We start from the raw sequence: 21,499 nt of genomic DNA, 5'->3' as shown, positions 1-21,499 counted from the left end.
AGCCCAGGGGGCGGTTCAGTCGAGCCCGCCGAAGACGATCTGGTCCCAGTCGATGACCGAGCCGGTCACCACGCCACTGCGGTCGGAGAGCAGGAAGACGACGAAATCGGCGATCTCGTCGACCTGCCCGAGTTTGCCCATCGGCTGGGCGGCGGCGGCCTTCTCCCGCCAGTCGTCGCCCGCCCCGTGGAAGGCACGCTGGGTGGCGTCCTCGCCCTCGGTGTCGGTCCAGCCGATGTTGAGGCCGTTGATGCGGACGCGGTCCCAGCGGTGCGCGTGGGCCGCGTTGCGGGTCAGCCCCGCGAGTCCGGCCTTCGCCGTGGAGTACGGCGCCAGATACGGCGGGCCGCCGTGCGCGCAGTTCGAGATGACGTTCACGATGGTGCCCGGCGTCTTGCGGGCCGTCATGTCGGCGACCGCGGCCTGCATGGCGAAGAACGGCGCCCGCAGGTTGATCGCGATGTGCGCGTCGAACAGCTCCGGCGTGGTGTCCAGGAGCGAACCACGTGACGTCAGCCCCGCCGCGTTGACGAGACAGTCGACGCGTCCGTGTGTGTCCACCGTCTGTACGACGCTGTCGCGAGCCTGTGCGGCGTCCGACAGGTCCGCGCGTACGAAGTGGGCTCCGGTGTCCGCGGCGAGTTTCTCGCCGACCTCGGCACGTCGTCCGGTGAAGACGACGGTGGCGCCCTCGCGTACGGCCGCCTGGACGATTCCGGCGCCGACGCCTTGGCTGCCGCCGTTGACGAGGACGACTTTGTCCTCAAGCAGTCCCATGAGTGCTGTTCTCTCCTTCAGCTCCGGCGGCGCTTCGCGCCCGCCTGTAGTTCCTGGCGGAGCCGGGCCGGGGCCCAGCCTTCGGCTACTGCCTGCCAGAGGGTGTCCGCCTGCGAGGGCGGAGCGAGACCGTCGACCGGGGGGTCGAGGTCCAGATTGGTGGGGAAGGGGTAGCCCTCGGCCGTGGCGGCGATCACGCGGCGCAGCCAGCTCTCCGAGGCGCCCTCCTCCTTGCGGCGCAGCAGCACCGGGAACAGGGCCGCGGCCATGGCCTCCCGGTCCACGGACTCCATGGCGCGGCCGAAGGCGGAGGAGACCTGCAGCAGGTTGGCCATGCGCTTGATGTCCGCCGAGCGGTTGTGTCCGGCGGCATGGAAGAGCGCGGGGTTGAAGAACACCGCGTCGCCCTTCTCCAGCGGGAGCTGGACGTGATGCTCCTCGAAGTACTCGATGAACTCCGGGCGCCGCCAGGCCAGATAGCCGGGCTCGTACTTCTGCGAGTGCGGCAGGTACAGCGTGGGCCCGGACTCGACGGGCATGTCGCAGTGCGCGACCGCGCCCTGGAGCGTCAGTACGGGGGAGAGGCGGTGGACGTGCGCCGGGTACGCGGCGGCGACGGCGTTGGTCAGGAAGCCCAGGTGGTAGTCGCGGTGCACGCTCTGTGCGGCGCCACCCGGGTTGACCACGTTGATCTGGGAGGTCACCTGGTAGGCGGGGCCGAGCCAGGCCTCGGAGATCAGGGCCAGCATGTCGTTGGCGTAGTAGTCCGCGAACACCTCCGGCGCGCGCACGGCCACCTTGTCCAGGGCGTTCCACACCCGGTCGTTGGCGCCGGGCTTGGCGAAGTGGTCACCGCGGGCCTCGCCGCCGGAACGTTCCTCCTCGATCAGCGCGCTGAAGGCACCGGAGGCCGCGTCCACGACGGCCGGGTCCGTGAACGCGCCCTTGAGGACCACGACCCCGGGTCCGTCCAGCAGGGCCCGCACCAGCTCGGCCTGCACCTCCCGGCGCCCCCGAGGGGTCACCGCGAGGTCCCTGATCCGGTCACTCGCGTAGACCAGGACGTTCTGCTCGATCCGCTCGGCCGAGGGATACGCCTGCCGCTCGGTGCTCTGCTCGACCAACGAGCGGAATGCGCCAAGATCGCAGTCGTCCTCGCTCAGCCAAGTCGGTGTTCCCGCCTCCGTGGGGGACATCCCTGGTCCTTTCGCCATGCCTGCTTTTCTGCCAGTCTTGTGAACGAGAGCCCGTCATACAATCCGCAGAGACCCGTCAAAAGTCCATCATCCTGCTTTCGGGGACCGCCATGCGACATCCGTATCCGATCAGAGAGATCGCCCGTCAGGCCGGTCTGAGCGAAGCCACGGTCGACCGAGTCCTCAACGACCGGGGCGGCGTGCGGGAGAGCACTGTCATGGAGGTGCACCAGGCGATAAAGGATCTGGACCGTCAACGGACCCAGGTTCGCATCGGTGGGCGCACATTCATGATCGACATCGTGATGCAGACACCGGAGCGGTTCTCGACCGCCGTACGGGACGCACTCGAAGCCGAACTGCCGTCCCTGCATCCCGCCGTGGTGCGATCGCGCTTCCACTTCCGCGAGACCTGCCCCGCCTCGGAGATGATCGCGACCCTGGACAGGATCGCCAAGCGCGGTTCGCAGGGAGTGATCCTCAAGGCCCCCGACCTGCCGGAGATCGGCGCCGCCGTGAGCCGGCTGGTCGCGACCGGCATCCCCGTCGTCACGCTGGTCAGCGACCTGCCCAGCAGTGCGCGCATGGCGTACGTGGGAATCGACAACCGGGCCGCGGGCGCCACCGCCGCCTACCTCATCGGACAGTGGCTCGGCGACCGGCCGGGCAACGTCCTCGCCACGATCAGCCGGGGCTCCTTCCGCGGTGAGGAGGAGCGCGAGATGGGCTTCCGCAGCGCGATGCGCATCGCGCAGCCCGGGCGGTCCCTGGTGGAGGTCACCGACAGCGACGGCTTGGACGCCACCCAGCGGGACCTCGTCCTGGAGGCCCTCAAGCGTGACGAGGAGGTCCTCGCCGTCTACTCCGCCGGTGGCGGCAACGCGGCGACCCTCGACGCGTTCGACACCCTCGGCCGGGAGTGCGCGGTGTTCATCGCCCACGACCTGGACCATGACAACACCCGCTTCCTGCGCGAACGCCGCCTCTCCGCCGTCCTCCACCACGACCTCCGCCAGGACATGCGCCGCGCATGCCAGACCATCATGAGGGCCCACAAGGCCCTTCCGGACGAGGGCCCCTTCCTCCCCTCGGCGATCCAGGTGGTCACGCCCTACAACATGCCGCCGGGGGTACCGCTGGCACAGTTCGCCCTCTGAGGCACACGTTTCGAGCCGGCACGGCAATATCTGGTGTGCCGGAACGCCACCGCCCCGTGAAGACAAGAGAGTCACGTGCAAGCGCTCATCGTCGGGCAGCCGGAACCCGGCGCCGCACTCCTGCTCCTGGCCGCGGGCATAGCCTCCGGACTCGCCGGCTCGATCGCCGGCCTGGCCTCACTGTTCAGCTACCCCGCACTCCTCGCCGCCGGCCTCCCGCCCGTGGCGGCCAACGTCACCAACACGGTCGCGCTCTTCTCCAACACCGTCGGAACGGCGGTGGGTTCCCGCGAGGAACTCCGCGGACAGCGCGCACGACTCGTCCGTCTGGCCGTCACCGCGGCACTGGGCGGGGCGACCGGCGCGGCCCTGCTCCTCGGCACACCGTCGTCGACGTTCGAACTGGTCGTGCCCTGGCTCATCGCCCTCGGCTCGGTCCTGATCCTGGCCCGCGAACCCCTGCGCCGGCTGACCGCGCGATTCACCCCCGGTCGGGACTCCCTGCCAAGGCTCCCGCTGGCCTGTGCCGTCCTGCTGGTCGGCCTGTACGGCGGCTACTTCGGCGCGGCGGCGGGGGTCCTCATGCTGGCCGTCCTCTCCCTGTCCGCCACCGAGCCCCTGCGGGTGACCAACGCCGTCAAGAACATCGCCACCGGCGCGGCCAACGTCACCGCGGCCGTCGCCTACGCGTTCCTCGCCCCGGTCGACTGGAGCGCGGCCCTGGCACTCGGTCTGGGCTGCTTCGTGGGCGCCTGGATGGGCCCCGCGGTCGTACGGCGCCTGCCCGAGGCCCCGCTCCGCATCGCGATCGCCCTCGCCGGCCTCGGGCTCGCGTGGAGCCTGTGGCGCGAGGCCACCGCGACCTGAACGACTGGTTCGACGTTTCGGCGCGGTGCGTATGCCCGGACGTGGGCGTTTGTTTACCTCATCGGCCGCAAAGCCCATGAGGTCTCCCTCGAGGAGGCGGGTATCTGGAGCGCGGTCTGGGTCGCCCTCGCGGTGGCGTTCGGGTTCGGACTGCTGGTGGCCCAAGGAGGCGGCCCCGCGGGCGAGTTCTTCGCCGGCTACATCACGGAGAAGTCGCTCAGCGTCGACAACCTCTTCGTCTTCGTCCTGATCATGGCGAAGTTCTCGGTGCCGGCCCAGTACCAGCAGCGCGTGCTGATGGTCGGCGTGCTGGTGGCCCTGGTGCTGCGCACGATCTTCATCGCCGCCGGTGCCGCGATCATCTCAACGTTCTCCTGGGTCTTCTACCTCTTCGGCGCGTTCCTGATCTGGACCGCCTGGAAGCTCGTCCAGGACGCCCGCAAGGGCCACGGCGAGGAGGAGTACGAGGAGAACAAGCTGCTCAAGTCCGTTGAGCGACGCTTCGGCGTGGCCGACCGCTACCACGGCACCAAGCTGTGGGTCGAGCAGAACGGCAAGCGGGTGATGACCCCGATGCTGGTGGTCATGCTGGCGATCGGCTCCACGGACGTCCTGTTCGCCCTGGACTCCATCCCGGCCATCTACGGCCTCACCGAGGAGCCGTACATCGTCTTCACCGCGAACGCCTTCGCGCTGATGGGCCTGCGGCAGCTGTACTTCCTGATCGGCGGCCTGCTCAAGCGGCTCGTCCATCTCTCGTACGGGCTGTCGATCATCCTCGGCTTCATCGGCGTCAAGCTGGTGCTGCACGCCCTGCACGAGTCGGGGGTGCATGTCCCGGAGATCAGCATCCCGTTCTCGCTCGGCTTCATCGTCCTGGTGCTCGCGGTGACGACCTTCACCAGTCTGCGGGCCTCGAAGAAGCGGGAGGTGGAGGCCGAGCGGCCTGTGTCCTAAGTGCTCGGGTGGCGTCCGGCACGTCGTCTGCGGGCGCGTCGTGGCTGGTCGCGCAGTTCCCCGCGCCCCTTATAGGGGCGTTGCCGCCGCGCCGGACTCTAGGGTGGGCCGAGTGACGAACACCAGCAGGCCACGCCCCGGATCCGACGCCCGCGGCGGTGTCGGCGCACGCAGGCCCCTCGCCGTATTCGACCTCGACGGCACCCTCGCCGACACCGCGCACCGGCAGAAGTTCCTGGAGTGCAAGCCGCGTGACTGGGACGCCTTCTTCGCGGCGGCGCCGGACGATCCGCCGCTCGCGGAGGGCGTCGCCCTCGCGCTGGAGCACGCGCGGGAGTGCGAGATCCTCTATCTGACCGGGCGGCCCGAGCGCTGCCGCAAGGACACGGAGGCCTGGCTCGCCGCCCAGGGTCTGCCCGAGGGCCGCATCCGGATGCGGCGCAACGACGACCGCAGGCCCGCTCGGCGCACCAAGCTGGAGATCCTCCGCGGGCTGGCCCAAGGCCGTGAGATCCGGGTGTTCGTGGACGACGACGAGCTCGTGTGCGAGGACGCCGAGCGGGCCGGCTTCACCGTCGTACGGGCGCGCTGGGCAGCCGCGTCCGAGGCGTTGAAGGTGGCGCAGGAGCGGGAGGGGCGGACCTGAGGGTCCGCGCCCCCGCTCGCCGCGGCGGTGGGATTCCGCGGAGGGTCGTGGAGGTCCTCAGAGGTCAGCCCGCGTCCTCCAGGCGGAAGCCGACCTTCAGGCCGACCTGGTAGTGCTTGATCTGCCCGTCCTCGATCTGGCCGCGGACCTGGGTGACCTCGAACCAGTCGAGGTTGCGCAGGGTCTGCGAGGCCCGGGAGATGCCGTTGCGGATCGCCTCGTCGACGCCCACGTGCGAGCTGCCGACGATCTCGGTGATCCGGTAGGTGTGGTCGGACATGCGGGTGCTCCTCTCCGCCGTGGCCTGTGTGCCACGCGTCATTCCACGGTGCCGCACGAGGCGGGGGACCGCGAGATGTAGGCCCGAGGGACATGGGTCCGTACGGGTTCCCGCCCGGTGCGGGTCACCGGGCCGTGCTCAGCGACAGCGCGAACCTCCCTTGCTCGTCAGTCCACCAGTGCGTGAGGTCCAGTCCGGCCGCCGCCAGCTCCGTGCGTACGCCCTCCTCGCGGAACTTCGCCGACACCTCGGTGCGCATCTCCTCGCCCTCCGCGAAGTCCACGGCGAGGTCGAGCGCGGGGATCTTCACGGTCAGCGCCGAACGAGCGCGCAGCCGCATCTCGATCCACTCCCGCTCGGCGTCCCAGAGGGCGACATGGGTGAACTCGTCGGGGTCGAAGTCGGCGCCGAGTTCGCGGTCGACCACGGTCAGCACGTTCTTGTTGAACGCGGCCGTCACCCCGGCCGCGTCGTCGTAGGCGGCGACGAGGACCGACTCGTCCTTGACCAGGTCGGTGCCGAGCAGCAGGGCGTCGCCGGGCGACAGCAGCGAGCGTACGGACGCCAGGAACGCGGCGCGCTCGGCGGGCAGCAGATTGCCGATCGTGCCGCCCAGGAACGCGACGAGCCGCGGACCCGGCGTGGCGGGCAGCGTGAGGCCGCCGGTGAAGTCGGCGATGAGCGCGTGCACGTTCAGCGCGGGACGCTCCGCGATCAGCGCCTGCCCGGCCTGGGTGAGCGCGCTCTCGCTCACGTCGACCGGTACGTACGTGTGCAGGTCGGGCATGGCGTCGAGCAGGTGGCGGGTCTTGTCGGACGACCCGGAGCCCAGCTCGACGAGCGTGCGCGCGCCGGTCGCCTCGGCGATCTCGGCGGCCCGGGCGACGAGGATCTCGCGCTCGGCCCGCGTGGGGTAGTACTCGGGCAGTTCGGTGATCTTCTCGAAGAGCTCGCTGCCGTGCGCGTCGTAGAACCACTTCGGCGGGAGCGTCTTGGGCGTGCGGGTCAGGCCGTGCAGGACGTCGGCGCGCAGGGCTGCGTCGGTCGCGTCCTCGGGCAGGGTGCGGGTGACGAGGAACGGGCTCACGTACTGGGCTCCTTGGGTGGGGCGGATGCCAGGTGTTCTTCCACGTCCTTGAGCGGGGTGAGCAGGACGTCCGTGCGGCTCGCGGCCAGCAGCGTGCGGTCCGGCACCTCCTGCCAGTGCGGATCGTCGTCGTACGGCTCGGACGCCACGACCGTGCGCCGGCCGGGCTCGGTCAGATACCAGAGTGTGTCGCCCCAGGCGGTGGCGGCGATCACCTCGCCGTTGGTGAGCAGGAGGTTGAGCCGTGAACCGGGGGCCGCCGCCGCGACGTCGAGGACCGTGTCGGCGAGCGCCTGGCCCTCCTCGTCGCCGCCGCGCAGCCGGTTCAGGACCAGCGCCCAGACGAGCGCCGAGTCGCAGCGCGCCTCCATCGACAGCAGGTCCTCGGCCGGCAGGGTCCGGGTGAGCGGGGCCAGGGAGCGCGGCCAGCCCGCGACCGCGCCGTTGTGGCTGAACAGCCAGGTCCCCGCGGCGAACGGCGCCGCCGCGGCCTCCCCGTCCGCGCTCGCCACGGTCGCGTCGCGCACCGCGGCGAGCAGCGCGCCCGAGCGCACCACCCGCGCGAGGTCGGCGAACGAACGGTCGCCCCAGATCGGCCCGGTACGCCGGTAGCGCGCCGGCACCGGATCGCCCTCGGCATACCAACCGACCCCGAAACCATCGGCGTTGACGGTCCCGTGCTGTTGCCGCCGCGGCGCCCACGACTGCCGGAAGAGGCTGTGCGGCGGGTCCACGAGAAGCCGTCCGAGCCGCTCCTCAGGGCCAAGGAACGCGAGATGACGGCACATCAGACGGTCTCCGGATCGGCGTCCCGAGCGGTACGGAACCCGGAGAAGATCTGCCGCCGGATCGGGTAGTCCCAGTTGCGGAACGTCCCCCGGCAGGCCACGGAGTCGACCGCGAACGAGCCGCCGCGCAGCACCTTGTACTCGGGCCCGAAGAAGACCTCCGAGTACTCCTTGTACGGGAAGGCCGCGAAGCCCGGGTAGGGGAGCAGATCGCTGGACGTCCACTCCCACACGTCGCCGATCAACTGCCGTACGCCGAGCGGGGACTGGCCCTCCGGATAGCTGCCGGCGGGGGCCGGCCGCAGATGGCGCTGGCCGAGGTTGGCGTGCTCGGGCGTCGGGTCGGCGTCGCCCCACGGGTAGCGCGTGGAGCGGTCGGTCACCGGGTCGTGGCGGGCCGCCTTCTCCCACTCGGCCTCGGTCGGCAGCCGTCGGCCGGCCCAGCGGGCGTACGCGTCGGCCTCGTACCAACTGACGTGCAGCACGGGCTCGTTCGCCGGTACGAGTTCGGTGACACCGAAGCGCCGCCGCAGCCACTCCCCGCCCTCGCGGCGCCAGAACAGCGGCGCCTCGATGGAGTGCGCCTGGATGTGGGACCAGCCGGCGGGTGTCCACCAGCGCTGGTCGGTGTAGCCCCCGTCCGCCATGAACGCCTGGTACGCGCCGTTGGTGACCGGAGTCGTGTCGATGTGGAACGGCGGCACGAGCCGCTGGTGCGCGGGCCGTTCGTTGTCCAGGGCCCACGGCTCGGTGGACGTGCCCATTGTGAACGGGCCACCGGGGACCAGCACTTCGGACGGTCCGTTGAACGCCGGGTCGGGCATCGGGTCCGGCGCCGTCAGTGCCGCCGGACCTCTGCGCAGCTGATGGGTGATCAGCATCGTCTCGTCGTGCTGCTGTTCGTGCTGGGCGATCATGCCGAAGGCGAAGCCGGCCGAGGTCAGCTGTGTGCCCGTGCCCTGGAACGAGGCGCTCTCCAGGACGTCCAGCGCCCGGCCGCGCACCTCGGCCGCGTAGGTGCGGGCCTCGGCGGGCGGCAGCAGCGGCAGCGAGGGCCGCTCGGAGCGCGGGTGCTCGAACGCGTCGTAGATGCCGTCGATCTCGGGCCGCATCGCGTCACGGCCGGCGACCGTCCGCAGCAGCCACAGCTCCTCCTGGTTGCCGATGTGCGCGAGGTCCCACACCAGCGGCGACATCAACGGCGAGTGCTGGGCGGTCAGTTCGGGATCCTCCACGCAGGAGGTCAGGAGCGCGGTGCGGTCACGGGCCGTGGTCAGCGCCGCCAGCGCGCGCTCCCTGAGCGTCTCCGGGTCGGTGGGGGAGGAGTGGGTGTCGGGGTCGGTCATGTGCGGATGTCCTTCCCGGGGAGCAGGTGTTCCGTGCTCCGGAGTTCCGTGCCGTTGAACAGTCGGTCGGTGCCGTCGGTGTGGTCGAGGATGTCGTCGGCGGGGCAGCGGCCCCGGGCCACATAGCGGTCGGTGAACTCCGCGACCGCCTCCTGCACCTCGGCGCTCGCGCCGATCCGGGGCAGGGCGTCGGCGGCCGCCGCGAAACAGGTGACGGCGGCCTCACGCAGCTCGGGGTCGGTCAGGCCCGCGCGGGCGGCGGCCGTCCACAGCGGGTTCCGCGGCGCGGGCAGCGAGCCGGCCCGCTCGGCGAGCGGTTTGACCGTCCGGTACGCGGTCTCGGCGGCCTCCGCGTCGTCGAACAGCGCGGCCGTCACGGCGAGCGGCACGATCCAGCCGTTCTCGCCCGGCTGCGCGTCGATCATGCGCAGCTCCAGATGGCCGCGCGGCCGCACCGGCGGGAACAGGGTCGTCTGGTGGTAGTCGAGGTCCTCCCGGTCGGGCGGTGCGTCGGACCGGGTCCAGGCACGGAAACTCATCCCCTCCGGCACGTCCCAGGGTCCGCTGGGCGCCCGGACGCACATGACCGGCGCGTCCAGGACGTGCCGGGCCCAGACCGTCCGCGGATCGCCGTCGAGGGGCGGGGCGCTGGTGCGGCCGGGATCCATCGCGGCCCACAGGGACTGCCGGGTGGAGCGCCAGCCTGTGGGCTGCCCACAGGCCATCGGGGAATTGGCGAACGCGGCCACCAGGACCGCACCCAGCTGGTGCGCGAGCCACCAGCGCCGCCCGTGCCCGAGCGGGCCCGGCTCCTCGTACCCGGCGTCCAGACAGACCTGGACGGAGGCGGAGGTGCACATCATGGCGCGGCCCTCGGGGCCCGTGCGGTCGAGGTAGGTCTCCATGGCGTCGTAGCGCGGGTCATGGAGGAAGCGGGTGGGCGGGTTCCAGGGGTCCTGGCCGAGGCCGCTGAGGGCCAGGCCCGCCTCGCGCAGTACCGCGCGTACGGCGTCGAGGTCGGCGGAGACGGACCCCACGCACTCCATCAGGGAGGCGGCGGGAGCGGAGCTGAGCTCCAGCTGACCACCCGGTTCGACGGTCAGCGCCGAACTCAGGGGCAGGGCCCGCAGTGCGGCGTAGGCCGCTTCGAGACGTTCTGGTGGTACGGGGAGTCGCGGGGACCGCGACTCGTGGACGAGCCATTCGAGTTCCACACCGAGGAATCGGGGCGGGCCGGTCTTGAAGCAGATGCCGCGGACCAGCGCCTCCACTTCGGCCTCGGTGACGGCGGAGCGCCGGGGCTCCGTACAGTCACTCACCGAATCGGACATGTCGGGATCCTCCTGAGATTCCATCCATGCCGCCGGCCCGGCGTCGGATGGACCGGGCCGACAGTCGCTCGTCCCACCCAAGACCCTTACGGCGCCTCGCACAAGGGTGCGTATCGTCGCTTTTGGGGCCGGGAAACTCTGTTGCGGCGCAATACCAGGATCGCTCACCATGCGTTCATGAGCACGACGGGGGATGCGACGGGGGAGTCGGGGGAGATCGCGCGGGACGCGATCATGGCGCGTACAGGGGTGGCGCCATGAGCGCCCGCCTGCGCGGGATCGCGCGGCAGACGGAGGAGATCGTCGCGGCGGGTTCGTACCGCGCGTCGGACGGACGCACGGTGTCGATCGCCGCGGCGGTGGCCGCCGCGCGACAGGGCACGCGAATGTACGGGCCGGGGCCCGTGGAGACACCGCCGGCCGGCCAGGCGGCCGGGACCGGCCCTGAGACCTCCTCGCCGGTCGGCGGCCCGCTGGACACGTTCTTCGAGGTCACGGGCGAGAGCAGCCTGGAGGCGGCGCGCCGGCTGCCGGGCCCGGTGGCGGTGCTGAACTTCGCCTCGGCCCGCAACCCCGGCGGGGGCTATCTGAACGGCGCACAAGCCCAGGAAGAGGCCCTGTGCCGGGCCTCCGCGTTGTACGCGTGCGTGGTGGAGGCCAGGGAGTTCTACGACCACCACCGGGCACACCGGGACCCCTTCTACACCGATCGGGTGATCCACTCACCCGCCGTACCGGTCTTCCGCGACGACCGGGGACAGCTCCTCGACGAGCCGTACACCGCCGGATTCCTGACCGCGGCCGCACCCAACGCCGGGGTCGTCCTGCGCACGGCGCCGGACCGCACGCCCGAGCTGCCGGGCGCCCTGGCGTCACGGGCCGAGCGGGTCCTGGAGACGGCCGCGGCGCACGGCTACCGACGGCTGGTGCTCGGAGCCTGGGGCTGCGGCGTCTTCCAGAACGACCCGGAGCAGGTGGCGCGCGCGTTCCGGACCCTTCTCACGGACGGCGGCCGGTTCGCCGGTTCCTTCGAGCACGTCGTGTTCGGCGTCCTGGACCGTACGAAGGGCGCGGTGGTGCGGAGCGCCTTCGAGCGGGCCTTCCGGGAGGTACTGGAGGCACAGGTCCTGGAGGGCAAGGCGGTTCATCGCCAGCCGTAGCGCTCCCGCAGCCGGTGAACCACCGAGTTGAACCGCATCCGGTCCAACGCGCACGCCTCGCGGCGCATCCCCTTCTCGTGCAGCCGCAGCACCCGGTCCACGTCCACCCACGAGTCGCGCCCCGACCGGTCCCACGGCCCGCTGCCGATCGGCACCCACTCCCGGTCGCCGTCGTGCCGCTTGCTCGACAACTGCACGGCGAGAAACGTCCCGGCGGCCTCACGGGCGACAACCAGCACCGGCCGGTCCTTGCCCCGACCGTCGTTCTCCTCATAGGGCACCCAGGTCCACACGATCTCGCCCGGGTCCGGATCCCCGTCGTGCGCGGGCGAGTACTCGGTACGCACCTGACCCACCCGGCGCGGATCCGCTTCGACGGTGGCGGAGGGCCCGGAGTGGCCGGGGATGTCTTGCTCGGTAGAGGCAGTCACGGGCACACGGTAGCCCGCGCCCCTACGACAGAAGTCCGCGCACCCCTTTTGGCCGGGGCCGCGGGCAACTGCCTTCTTGGGGGCGCGGGGAACTGCGCGCTCAGCCACACACGACGTGCAGTCGGCAATGGACGTCCGCTCCAACGGCGAGGTTACGACTCCCCATCCACCGGAACCTTCTGCGAAGCGGCCGGCGGCGCGGGAAACCCATTGACCGGCGAACTGTCCTTACGAACCTGCCCGTTCTGATCCTGACCCATCGAGGACAGCAACTGCCGAGCCAGTCCCAGCCCCGTACCCCCCATCGTCAGCGCCTTGGCGAACATGTCGGACATCCCATCGGCCCCGTTCAGCAACACCATGTGCTCAACGTTCCCGAACGCCCCCGCCCCCGCCTTCACGATCTCCGGCCAGTTCTCGGCAAGTTGCTGCGCGACAACGGCCTCCTGGTTCTCCGCCAGCGCGGCGGCCCGCGCCTTGATGGCCTCGGCCTCGGCGAGCCCCTTCGCCCGCGTGGACTCGGCGATCGCAAGGCCCTTGGCCTGCTGGGCGGCGGCCTCCGCCTCACCCGTGGCACGGGTGGCGGTCGCGGCGGCCGCACCCCGCGCCTTGGTCGCCTCGGCGTCGGCCCCCGCGGCCGTCGTGACCCGCGTCGCCTCCGCCGCGGCCGCGAGCTCCGTCTCCTTCGCCTTGGCCTGCGCCGCGGAGATCCGGACATCGCGCTCGGCCTCTGCCAGCGTGCGCTTCTCGTACGCCTTCGCGTCCGCCGGCTTGCGGACGTCCGCCTGGAGCTGCTGCTCACGACGGTGCGCCTCCAGCTCGGCGACACGCGTCTCCTGGACCACGACCTCCTGGCGCGCGGCCGCGTCGGCGAGCGGTCCGGCCTGCCGGGCCTTGGCGGAGGCGTTGTCGCGTTCCGCCTGGTATCCGGCCTGCAGGATCTCGCTGTCCCGGGTCGCCTCCGACATTCGCGCGGCGGCCTGCTGCTCGGCCTCGGTGGCCCGCCGGTTGGCCTCGGCCTGCGCGATCCGGGCGTCCCGCTGCACGGCCGCCGCGTGCGGCATGGCCAGGTTCTTGATGTAACCCGTCGGATCCTCGATCTCGTGGATCTGCAGCGAGTCGACGATCAGCCCCAGCTTCTCCATCTCCGTACCGCAGGCGGCCCGGGTCTGCCCCGTGAGCTTCTCGCGGTCGCGGATCATGTCCTCGACGGTCAACCCGCCGACGATGGACCGCAGATGACCGGCGAACACGTTGTGCACCCGCTCCGACATCAGTTTCTGCTGGTCGAGGAAGCGGCGGCCCGCGTTGGCGATCGACACGAAGTCGTCGCCCACCTTGAAGATGACCACGCCCCGCACCTTGAGCGGAATGCCCTGGTGGGTCACGCAGTCCACGGACAGCTCGGTCTCGTTGAGGTCGAGCGAGAGTTTGCGCACCGCCTGGACGCCCGGCAGCACGAGCGTGCCGCGCCCGGTGACGATCCGGAATCCCATGCCCTCCTCAAGGCCTTCGGTGCGGTGCTTCGAACCGGAGATGATCAGTGCTTCGTTGGGCTCCGCGACCCGCCACATGAGCTTGAAGACCACCACGATGAAAACGAGCGCGAGGACCGCTGCCCCCGCCACGACGCCGACAACCATCGGCATTCGCCCCCTGTTGGATGGTGCCCTTTCGGCACCGAACGAACGGAGTGTGCGCCCGGTGGAGCCCGGTGGTACAGACGCTGACGAGTCTTTGGCGCATCTTTGACGAGCACGACACGCTCACATGGCACAGTGGCTCACGGTCGGCTCAACTGTCGTACGCCGCCGACACGTACACCGTCCGCGGCGGCAGGTACTCGACCACCATCACCACCGTGCCCGTCTCGATGCGGTCCTTCGGGGAGGCGGGATACGCGAGGAAGTGCTCGGCGCCGCCGCGGACCCGGACGATCACCTCGCCGACGAGCCCCGGCCCGATCGTGCCGGTCACCCGTCCCATGAGGCCCACCATCGACGCGTCGTCCATGGTCCCCAGACTACGGGCCGGAGGGCGCCCCGAACTCAGGTACGGCGCCGTCCACTTCGCGGCCCGGCCGGCGCTCGTACCACCGCTGGTCCGCCTCCAGCTGCGCGGCCAGCGACACGAGAAGCGGCTCGCTGTCCGCGGGCCCGAGCAGCTGCGCGCCCACCGGCAGGGAGCCGTCGACGAACCCCGCCGGGACGTTGACGCCGGGCCAGCCCAGCACATTCCACGGCCAGGCGTACGGACAGGCGGCGATCATGGCCCGGTCGGTTCCGAAGCCGCTGAGATCGTGCAGGGCGCCGATCCGTGGCGGGGGAGCGGCGGTCGTCGGCGCGAGCACCACGTCGTACGTGTCGAAGAGCGAGCCGATGCGCCGGTGCAGCCTCGCCTCGGCGCGCCGGGCCAGCCGCAGCGGGGCCCCGCCGAGCAGCCGGCCCAGCCGGGCGGCTTCCAGGGTGCGCCGGTCGAGCAGGTGGGGATGGGGCGTCTCGCGGACCCGCTCGGCGATCCCGGCCGTGGCGCGCGGAATGAAGGTCAGCCCGATCTGCCCGTACGGCGGATCGGCCTCCTCCACCTCGTGGCCGAGCGCGGTCAGCCGCTCCGCGAGCGCGAGGACCCGGGCCCGTACGTCGGGCCGCAGTCGTGCGGGCAGCGCGGTGAACGGCGGCTTCAGCGAGAGCGCGATGCGCAGCCTGCCAGGGTCCCGGCCCACCGCGTCCGACACGCGCAGCGCGGACGGGCGGTGCAGATCGCGCTCGTGGCTGCCGCTGGCGGAGTCCAGGAGCAGCGCGGCGTCCTCGACCGTTCGGGCGAGCGTGCCGTTGACCGTGATGCCGTGGAAGGACTCCGCGCGCGGCCAGGTCGAGATGCGGCCGCGCTGCGGTTTGATGCCGATCAGATGCGTCCAGGAAGCCGGGATCCGCACCGAGCCCGCGCCGTCCGAGCCCAGCGCGGCGGGCACCAGACCGGCCGCGACCGCGGCCGCGGAACCACCGGACGAACCGCCCGGCGTGTGCCCGGTGTGCCACGGGTTGCGGGTCTCGCCGAAGGCCGGCCCCTCGGTGAAGGGCCACTGCCCGAACTCGCAGGTGTTGGTCTTGCCGACGACCACGGCCCCGGCCGCCCGCAGCCGCCGTACCGCCTCGCCGTCCTCGGCCACCGGCGGGAACTCCCCGCGGCAGCCGAACGCGGTCGGCTCGCCCGCCACGTCCATGTCGTCCTTGACCGCCACCGGCACCCCGAGCAGCGGCCGGCGTTCGCCCGCCGCCAGTTCCTTGTCCGCGGCGCCGGCCTCGGCGAGCGCGGCCTCGGCACGCACCAGTCGGAAGGCGTTCAGCGTGCCCTGAGAGGCCTCGATCCGGGCGAGGGCCTCCTCGACGAGCGTCCGGGAGGACACCGTCCCCTCGGCGAGGGCGCGGGCACACTCCGCGAGCCCCGGGGCACGGTCGGGAGTCACGGGAGTCATACGGCCACCTCCGGGAGCGCGTGTCTACTGAACGGTAACGTCAAGGCGGGCCCAGCGGTACGGGAAAGGCGACTTCCCTCGTCGGGCGGTGATTCGCCCGTCCGCGGCACCGCTCCCACCGGTCGGACGAGGAGTCGGTCCTTGACTTCGAGCGTGCTCCAAGATCTACCGTCACGACAGTCGGTGACGGTCCGACGGTGAGCCCAGGGTGACGGAGACGGACATGCGGGTCGGCGTACACATCAACCGGTTCAACCACCCACGGGGCGCGGCCGCGCTCGGTCCCGAGCTGGCCGCCGCGGGCGCCGCCGCCGAGGCGGCGGGCGTGAGCTGGATGTCGGTCATGGACCACTACTTCCAGATGGAGTTCAACGGCGGCGCCGAGAGCGACATGCTGGAGGCCTACACGACCCTCGGCTTCCTCGCGGCCCACACCTCCACGGTCCGGCTCGGCACGCTGGTGACCGGGGTGACGTACCGTCATCCCGGACTCCTCGCCAAGATCGCCACCACGCTCGATGTCCTGTCCGGCGGCCGGGCCACCCTGGGCATCGGAGCGGCCTGGTACGGCCGTGAGCACGAGGGACTGGGCGTGCCGTTCCCGCCGCTCGCGGAGCGCTTCGAGCGGCTTGAGGAGACCCTGCGGATCTGCCTGCAGATGTGGGACCCGGAGTCCAACGGCCCCTTCGAGGGCAAGCACTACCGGCTCGCCGAGACCCTCTGCGTACCGGCGCCGGTGAGCACTCCGCGTCCGCGGGTCATGATCGGCGGGGGCGGCGAGAAGAAGACCCTCCGGCTGGTCGCCCAGTACGGGGACGCCTGCAACCTCTTCGCCTCGACCCCGGAGGAGGTCGCGCACAAGCTGGACGTCCTGCGCGGGCACTGCGACGCCGTGGGGCGCGAGTACGCCGACATCCAGAAGACGCTCACCCACTCGGGCGACCCACGGGGCGAGGCCGAACTCGACGCCTTCACCCGGGAGTTGGAGGGCTACGCCAAGCTCGGCATCGAGACGGTGATCCTCGGCCCGCGCGTGGACGAGCCCGCCGAGTGGATCGAGCAGCGGGTGGCCCCGGTGGTCGGACGGCTGGCCGAACTCGGCTGAACCGCAAGGGTTTTGACGCGACCCGACCACCGTGTTGGGCCTGACCCGACCACCGTGTTCGGCCTGCCCCGCAGGACTTCGGGCGAGGCCCGGCCCACACGGATGGCCTCGGGTGTGCCGCCTACGCGGGCTGGCGGTGCGCCAGCGCGACGAACTGCTCCAGCACCCGGGCCACCCCGTCCTCGTCGTTCGAGGCGGTGTGGAACCGCGCCGCCCTCCTGACCTCCGGATCGGCGTTGGCCATGGCGTACGAGCGGCCCACCGCCCGCAGCATGGGCAGGTCGTTGGGCATGTCGCCGAACGCGGCGATGTCGTCGGGACGGATGCCGAGCCCGGCGCTCCAGGCGGTCAGCGCGCTGGCCTTGGTGACCCCCGGCGCGCTGAACTCCACGAGCGCGAGCCCCGTGGAGTGGGTGGTCTCGGCGTCCGTGCCCGCGCTGACATGGGCCCGCGTATGGAAGTCGCGCAAGGACAGCGTCGGATGATGCGCGAGGATCTTGAGGACCGGACGGTCGGGGTCCCTCGCCAGCAACTCCTCGGTGCTGCCGATGAGTTCGACCTCGGACTCCCCGTACGACCAGGCGGGGTACGCCGGTTCGTGGCCGAAGACCGTCTCGTACTCGAAGGCGAAGGACACACCCGGCACCGCCGCGCGCACCCGTGCCACGAGGGGGGCCACCGAGGCGGCCGGGAACGGTGACAGCCGTACGGGTGTGCCGTCGGGCGCGTACACGGCGGCGCCGTTGGCGGTGACGGCGAAGTGCCGGCCGATGTCGCGGTGCAGGGCGGGAAGGCCGCGCGGGGGACGGCCGGTGACGAGGGCGAGGCGGATCCCCGCCGCCTCGGCCGCCGCGAGCGCGGCCGCCGTCCGCCCGGAAAGGGTCCCGTCGCTGCGCAGCAGGGTCCCGTCCAGGTCGGTGGCCACCAGCTTCGGCGGCGTGGCGGGGGCGGGGGCCGGGTCGGGCGTCGTCGTCATCGTGAACCGGTGCCTTCCGGGCCGGGCCCGGGGGCCGACCGGGCTGTGGGGCCGGTGGCGCCGGGAGGCGAACACCGGACGGACGTACGGGAGGGGGCCGGAACCAGGTCGGTTCCGGCCCCCTCCCGCCCTCGCGGCGAGCCGCGGGAGCCTGCCGTCGTGAGGCAGGCGGCGACGGGCGCGGTCGTCAGGCGGCGACGGGCGCGCCGGCCTCGCCGTGGATGCGGCCGATGACCTCGGCGAGCTGGGCGGCGACCTCGGCATCGTCGACCGGGTGCGTCTCGGCGAAGCGGACCACGGAGCCGGGGATGGAGAGCTTGATGTCCTCGAGGACCTTGGCGCCGGCGATGCCCGCGGCCTTGCGGGTCTCGTCCTGCGCCCAGACGCCGCCGAACTGGCCGTAGGCGGTGCCCACGACGGCGAGGGGCTTGTCCTGGAGGGCGCTCGCGCCGTACGGGCGGGACAGCCAGTCGATGGCGTTCTTCAGGACGGCCGGGATGGTGCCGTTGTACTCGGGCGAGAAGAGCAGCAGGGCGTCGGCGGAGGCCGCGGCCTCGCGCAGCCGGGCGGCGGCGGCCGGCACGTTGCCCTCCACGTCGATGTCCTCGTTGTAGAAGGGAATCTCGGCGAGGCCCTCGAACAGGTTGATCTCCGCGCCCTCGGGGGCGAGCTTCACGGAGGCCTCGGCGAGCTGGCGGTTGTGGGAGCCGGCGCGGAGGCTGCCGACGAGCGCGAGGATGCGAACAGACATGGGGAACTCCAAGGGGGCTGAAACATTGCCGTTACGATCCGGACCGGGGTCCGTTTAAAGTTCTAGCACCTAAACGGACCACGGTCCAGTTTTCTTCCCGGGGCGATACGCTGTGTTCATGTCCGCCTCCCTGCCGCCCTTCCCGAAGTCCCAGGAGCCGACCGGCGAGCCCGTCCTGCTGGAGCTCGGCTCCGCCGACGAGGAGCCCTGCCTGCGCGCCGACGCCGCGCGGAACCGGGCCCGGCTGCTGGAGGCGGCCACGCGGCTGATCGAGGAGCACGGCGCGGCCGGCGTCACGATGGAGGCGGTGGCCACGGCCGCCTCGGTGGGCAAAGGGACGGTCTTCCGCCGCTTCGGCGACCGCACCGGGCTGCTGACGGCCCTGCTCGACCACTCCGCGAAACAGCTCCAGGCCGCCCTGCTCGGCGGACCGCCGCCGCTGGGTCCCGGGGCGCCGCCCGTCGAGCGGCTGCGTGCGTTCGGCCAGGCCGTCCTGCGCCAGGCGGCCGACCACCTGGAGCTCCAGCTGGCCGCCCAGCCGGAAGCGGCCCGCCGCTACTCCATCCCGCCCACGCGTTTTCTGGCCGGTCACGTCACCCTGCTGCTGCGGCAGGCGGTGCCCGACGCCGACTGCGCCCTCCTCACCCAGGCCCTGATGGGCTATCTCGACCCCGCCCTGATCCACCACCTGACCGAGGAGTGCGGGATGCCGATGGAACGCCTGGAGGCGGGATGGATCGACCTGGTCGCGCGCGTGACTCGTACGGAACTGCCCCAGTAGGCCCGGGACTTGGGCCGCACCCGGCCTGGGACGGTGGTTCCGCAGGTCCGCCACGCGCGGCGCCCCCGGCCCCGAGGCCGTCCCCGGCTTCTGCAAAGATGCCGTACGTCATGGTGCAGATACCGAGAACATCCGCCCCTACGCCGCCCGCGCCGCACTCCGTGCCCACGAGTGCCGATGTGGCCCGCCTGGCGGGGGTCTCGCGCGCGACCGTCTCCTACGTCCTGAACAACACCAGTGCCGTACGGATCAGCGAGCCCACGCGTCGCCGTGTCCACCAGGCGGCCAAGGAACTCGGGTACGTCCCGCACGCCGCGGCGCGCAGCCTGCGCGCCGGGCACAGCCGCATGGTCCTGATGCCCGCGCCCGACGTGCCCGTGGGCCCGCTCTACAGCCAGTTCTTCAACGAACTCCAGTGGGCCCTGAGCCGCCTCGACTACACCGTCGTGCAGTACGGCAGCGTCGGCCTCCAGGGCGACGAGGCGGCCCGCGCCTGGGCCGAACTGCGCCCGGTCGCCGTGCTCGTGCCCGGCAGCGGACTCGGCGCGGAAGGTGTGGCCGTCCTCAAGCGCTCCGGCGCCCGGGCGGTCGTCACCCTCGGCCCCGACCGGGTCGAGGGCGCGCACGCCCTGATCATGGACCACCACGAGGTCGGCCGGAGCGCGGGCGCCCATCTGCGGGCCCGCGGCTACCGCCGTGTCGGAGTCGTGGTGCCCGAGGACCCCGGCCTGGAGATCTTCTCCAAGCCCCGCTTCGAAGGCGTACGGCAGGCCTTCGGCGGCACGGACGCGTCCGTGACCGAGGTGTCGCTCGCCTACGACGAGGAGGCCGCGTCCCAACTCGCCGCGCGCTGGCGCTCATTGGGCCTGGACGCCGTGTTCGCCTACAACGACGAGTACGCGATGCTGCTGACGCGCGCCCTTCAGGATGAAGGCATCGGCATCCCGGGGGACACTGCTGTCATCGGCGCCGACGACCTGATGCTCGGCCGACTGCTGCGTCCCCGGCTGAGCACCGTCCACATCGACCTGCCGTCCGGACGGGAACTCGCCGAGCTGGTCGACCGCGCCGTACGGGAGCCCGGCGCCCCGCCGGAGGCGCACGAGGTGCTGGGAGCGACGGTCGTGCACCGCGAATCGAGCTGAACACCTGGGAGGCGCGTCATGCGGACCACGGTCGGCATCATCGGCGGAGGCCCGGCCGGGCTCCTGCTGGCCCGGCTGCTGCACCGGACGGGGATCGACTGCGTCGTCCTGGAGAGCAGGACCCGTGCGTACGTCGAGCAGCGGCAGCGCGCCGGGATGCTGGAGCAGGGCACGGTGGACGCCCTGCGCGAGTGCGGCGCCGCCGACCGGCTGGAGGCCGAGGGGCTGGTTCACCACGGCATCGAGCTGCGCTTCGACCGGGAGCGGCACCGTATCGACTTTCCCGTGCTCACCGGCGGCCGCACCGTCACGATCTACGCCCAGACGGAGATCGTGAAGGACCTCGTGGAACTCCAACTCGCCGACGGGCCGCCGCTGTTGTTCGAGGCCGAGGTGCTCGCCGTCGAGAACGCCGCCGAGGAGCCGGGCGGCGGCGCACCTCTCGTGCGCTTTGTGCACGACGGCCGCGAACAGACCCTCACCTGCGACTACGTGGTCGGCTGCGACGGCTTCCACGGCATCGCCCGCGACGCCTTCCCGGCCGCCGTCAGCCGCACGTACGAGCACGACTACCCCTACTCCTGGCTCGGGATCCTGGCCGATGTGGCGCCCTCCTGCGAGGAGTTGATCTACGCGCGCGGCCCGGGAGGCTTCGCGCTGCACAGCATGCGCTCGACGTCGGTGTCACGGCTGTATCTGCAGGTTCCGAACGGGACGGTCGCCGACGACTGGTCCGACGAACGCATCTGGGACGAACTCGACGCACGCTTCGCGATCGACGGCGACTGGCGGCTGGAACGCGGCCCGATCACCGCCAAGTCGGTGACACCGATGCGCAGTTACGTCCACGAGCCGATGCGCCACGGACGGCTCTTCCTCGCCGGGGACGCCGCCCATATCGTGCCGCCGACGGGCGCCAAGGGACTGAACCTGGCCGTGTCCGACGTCCGGGTCCTGGCCCGCGGCTTCGCCGAGCTCCACCGCTTGGGTTCGGCCCAACTCCTGGACCTCTACTCGGAGTTGTGCCTCGACCGGGTCTGGCAGGCAACCCGTTTCTCGTACGACATGACTAGGATGTTGCACGCTCAACCAGATGGGGATGCCTTCGAGGACCGGCTGCAGCTCGCGCGACTGCGGCGGATCGCGGCATCCCGCCCCGCGGCCGCCGAACTGGCCGCGAACTACACGGGACTTCCGCTCGCGGCCACCGCTCGCGCTGCGGGTCCCACCGGTGTCCACTGAC

At 71.7% G+C, this 21,499-nt stretch carries 22 protein-coding genes; 9 read left to right on the top strand and 13 right to left on the bottom strand.

Annotated features, from left to right (window positions below; all coding sequences use genetic code 11):
- Positions 1 to 15: 15 nt before the first annotated feature.
- Positions 16 to 777 carry an SDR family oxidoreductase gene (locus ACIBEI_RS02190; RefSeq protein ID WP_398884145.1) on the bottom strand — a complete coding sequence of 254 codons (762 nt, stop codon included), beginning with the start codon at positions 775 to 777 and terminating at the stop codon, positions 16 to 18.
- Positions 778 to 794: 17 nt separating this feature from the next.
- Positions 795 to 1,973, bottom strand: a complete 1,179-nt coding sequence (locus ACIBEI_RS02185; RefSeq protein ID WP_398884143.1) for a phytanoyl-CoA dioxygenase family protein — start codon at positions 1,971 to 1,973, stop codon at positions 795 to 797.
- A 110-nt stretch (positions 1,974 to 2,083) separates the two neighbouring features.
- Here ACIBEI_RS02185 and ACIBEI_RS02180 point away from each other — a divergent pair, with 110 nt between their 5' ends.
- The 4 genes from ACIBEI_RS02180 to ACIBEI_RS02165 all read left to right on the top strand — a co-directional run bounded on the left by ACIBEI_RS02180 (position 2,084) and on the right by ACIBEI_RS02165 (position 5,600).
- Complete coding sequence (locus tag ACIBEI_RS02180) at positions 2,084 to 3,130, top strand: LacI family DNA-binding transcriptional regulator (protein ID WP_398884141.1); 1,047 nt, start codon at positions 2,084 to 2,086, stop codon at positions 3,128 to 3,130.
- A gap of 75 nt (positions 3,131 to 3,205) precedes the next feature.
- Positions 3,206 to 3,997 carry a sulfite exporter TauE/SafE family protein gene (locus tag ACIBEI_RS02175; protein ID WP_398884139.1) on the top strand — a complete coding sequence of 264 codons (792 nt, stop codon included), beginning with the start codon at positions 3,206 to 3,208 and terminating at the stop codon, positions 3,995 to 3,997.
- Positions 3,998 to 4,057: 60 nt separating this feature from the next.
- On the top strand, positions 4,058 to 4,954 hold the full coding sequence (locus ACIBEI_RS02170) for a TerC family protein (RefSeq protein ID WP_398885067.1): 897 nt from the start codon (positions 4,058 to 4,060) through the stop codon (positions 4,952 to 4,954).
- A gap of 112 nt (positions 4,955 to 5,066) precedes the next feature.
- The gene (locus ACIBEI_RS02165; RefSeq protein ID WP_398884137.1) at positions 5,067 to 5,600 is read left to right on the top strand and encodes a hypothetical protein; all 534 of its coding nucleotides are present in this window, start codon (positions 5,067 to 5,069) and stop codon (positions 5,598 to 5,600) included.
- 64 nt (positions 5,601 to 5,664) lie between these two features.
- Here ACIBEI_RS02165 and ACIBEI_RS02160 read toward each other — a convergent pair whose 3' ends face one another.
- The 5 genes from ACIBEI_RS02160 to egtA form a co-directional block, all read right to left on the bottom strand.
- Positions 5,665 to 5,880, bottom strand: coding sequence for a dodecin (locus tag ACIBEI_RS02160; RefSeq protein ID WP_398884135.1), 216 nt, complete (start codon positions 5,878 to 5,880; stop codon positions 5,665 to 5,667).
- A 124-nt stretch (positions 5,881 to 6,004) separates the two neighbouring features.
- Positions 6,005 to 6,967, bottom strand: coding sequence for an L-histidine N(alpha)-methyltransferase (egtD, locus tag ACIBEI_RS02155; RefSeq protein ID WP_398884133.1), 963 nt, complete (start codon positions 6,965 to 6,967; stop codon positions 6,005 to 6,007).
- The gene (gene egtC, locus ACIBEI_RS02150) at positions 6,964 to 7,755 is read right to left on the bottom strand and encodes an ergothioneine biosynthesis protein EgtC (RefSeq protein ID WP_359728041.1); all 792 of its coding nucleotides are present in this window, start codon (positions 7,753 to 7,755) and stop codon (positions 6,964 to 6,966) included. Before egtC ends, egtD begins: the two co-directional genes overlap by 4 nt.
- A complete protein-coding gene (egtB, locus tag ACIBEI_RS02145) occupies positions 7,755 to 9,101 on the bottom strand; it encodes an ergothioneine biosynthesis protein EgtB (protein ID WP_398884131.1) in 1,347 nt (448 codons plus the stop codon). Before egtB ends, egtC begins: the two co-directional genes overlap by 1 nt.
- On the bottom strand, positions 9,098 to 10,432 hold the full coding sequence (gene egtA, locus ACIBEI_RS02140; RefSeq protein ID WP_398884129.1) for an ergothioneine biosynthesis glutamate--cysteine ligase EgtA: 1,335 nt from the start codon (positions 10,430 to 10,432) through the stop codon (positions 9,098 to 9,100). Before egtA ends, egtB begins: the two co-directional genes overlap by 4 nt.
- A gap of 257 nt (positions 10,433 to 10,689) precedes the next feature.
- Here egtA and ACIBEI_RS02135 point away from each other — a divergent pair, with 257 nt between their 5' ends.
- Positions 10,690 to 11,592 carry a TIGR02452 family protein gene (locus tag ACIBEI_RS02135; RefSeq protein WP_398884127.1) on the top strand — a complete coding sequence of 301 codons (903 nt, stop codon included), beginning with the start codon at positions 10,690 to 10,692 and terminating at the stop codon, positions 11,590 to 11,592.
- Here the strand turns inward: ACIBEI_RS02135 and ACIBEI_RS02130 are convergent.
- From ACIBEI_RS02130 to ACIBEI_RS02115, 4 genes are all read right to left on the bottom strand, one after another.
- Positions 11,577 to 12,023, bottom strand: a complete 447-nt coding sequence (locus ACIBEI_RS02130; RefSeq protein ID WP_307519264.1) for a type II toxin-antitoxin system PemK/MazF family toxin — start codon at positions 12,021 to 12,023, stop codon at positions 11,577 to 11,579. The genes ACIBEI_RS02135 and ACIBEI_RS02130 overlap by 16 nt on opposite strands.
- 152 nt (positions 12,024 to 12,175) lie before the next feature.
- On the bottom strand, positions 12,176 to 13,672 hold the full coding sequence (locus ACIBEI_RS02125; protein ID WP_398884124.1) for an SPFH domain-containing protein: 1,497 nt from the start codon (positions 13,670 to 13,672) through the stop codon (positions 12,176 to 12,178).
- A gap of 145 nt (positions 13,673 to 13,817) precedes the next feature.
- Positions 13,818 to 14,036, bottom strand: a complete 219-nt coding sequence (locus tag ACIBEI_RS02120) for a hypothetical protein (RefSeq protein ID WP_143634725.1) — start codon at positions 14,034 to 14,036, stop codon at positions 13,818 to 13,820.
- Between the two features lie 10 nt (positions 14,037 to 14,046).
- Positions 14,047 to 15,489, bottom strand: a complete 1,443-nt coding sequence (locus tag ACIBEI_RS02115; protein ID WP_398885065.1) for an amidase — start codon at positions 15,487 to 15,489, stop codon at positions 14,047 to 14,049.
- A 232-nt stretch (positions 15,490 to 15,721) separates the two neighbouring features.
- Here ACIBEI_RS02115 and ACIBEI_RS02110 point away from each other — a divergent pair, with 232 nt between their 5' ends.
- Positions 15,722 to 16,603 carry an LLM class F420-dependent oxidoreductase gene (locus ACIBEI_RS02110; RefSeq protein WP_398885063.1) on the top strand — a complete coding sequence of 294 codons (882 nt, stop codon included), beginning with the start codon at positions 15,722 to 15,724 and terminating at the stop codon, positions 16,601 to 16,603.
- Positions 16,604 to 16,724: 121 nt separating this feature from the next.
- Here ACIBEI_RS02110 and ACIBEI_RS02105 read toward each other — a convergent pair whose 3' ends face one another.
- Both ACIBEI_RS02105 and ACIBEI_RS02100 read right to left on the bottom strand, forming a co-directional pair.
- Positions 16,725 to 17,579, bottom strand: coding sequence for an HAD family hydrolase (locus ACIBEI_RS02105; RefSeq protein WP_398884121.1), 855 nt, complete (start codon positions 17,577 to 17,579; stop codon positions 16,725 to 16,727).
- Positions 17,580 to 17,766: 187 nt separating this feature from the next.
- Positions 17,767 to 18,330, bottom strand: coding sequence for an NAD(P)H-dependent oxidoreductase (locus ACIBEI_RS02100; RefSeq protein ID WP_398884119.1), 564 nt, complete (start codon positions 18,328 to 18,330; stop codon positions 17,767 to 17,769).
- Between the two features lie 118 nt (positions 18,331 to 18,448).
- On the opposite strand from ACIBEI_RS02100, the gene ACIBEI_RS02095 reads away from it, so the two are divergent.
- The 3 genes from ACIBEI_RS02095 (at position 18,449) to ACIBEI_RS02085 (ending at position 21,498) form a co-directional block, all read left to right on the top strand.
- Positions 18,449 to 19,111: a TetR/AcrR family transcriptional regulator gene (locus ACIBEI_RS02095; RefSeq protein WP_398884117.1), complete on the top strand. Its 663-nt coding sequence runs from the start codon at positions 18,449 to 18,451 to the stop codon at positions 19,109 to 19,111.
- Between the two features lie 110 nt (positions 19,112 to 19,221).
- Positions 19,222 to 20,256 carry a LacI family DNA-binding transcriptional regulator gene (locus tag ACIBEI_RS02090; RefSeq protein ID WP_398884115.1) on the top strand — a complete coding sequence of 345 codons (1,035 nt, stop codon included), beginning with the start codon at positions 19,222 to 19,224 and terminating at the stop codon, positions 20,254 to 20,256.
- 18 nt (positions 20,257 to 20,274) lie between these two features.
- Complete coding sequence (locus ACIBEI_RS02085; protein ID WP_398884113.1) at positions 20,275 to 21,498, top strand: 4-hydroxybenzoate 3-monooxygenase; 1,224 nt, start codon at positions 20,275 to 20,277, stop codon at positions 21,496 to 21,498.
- Position 21,499 lies beyond the last annotated feature (1 nt).

Source organism: Streptomyces sp. NPDC050988, from assembly GCF_044456225.1.
GTDB lineage: Bacteria > Actinomycetota > Actinomycetes > Streptomycetales > Streptomycetaceae > Streptomyces.
This window is presented reverse-complemented; position numbering and strand designations above follow the sequence as displayed.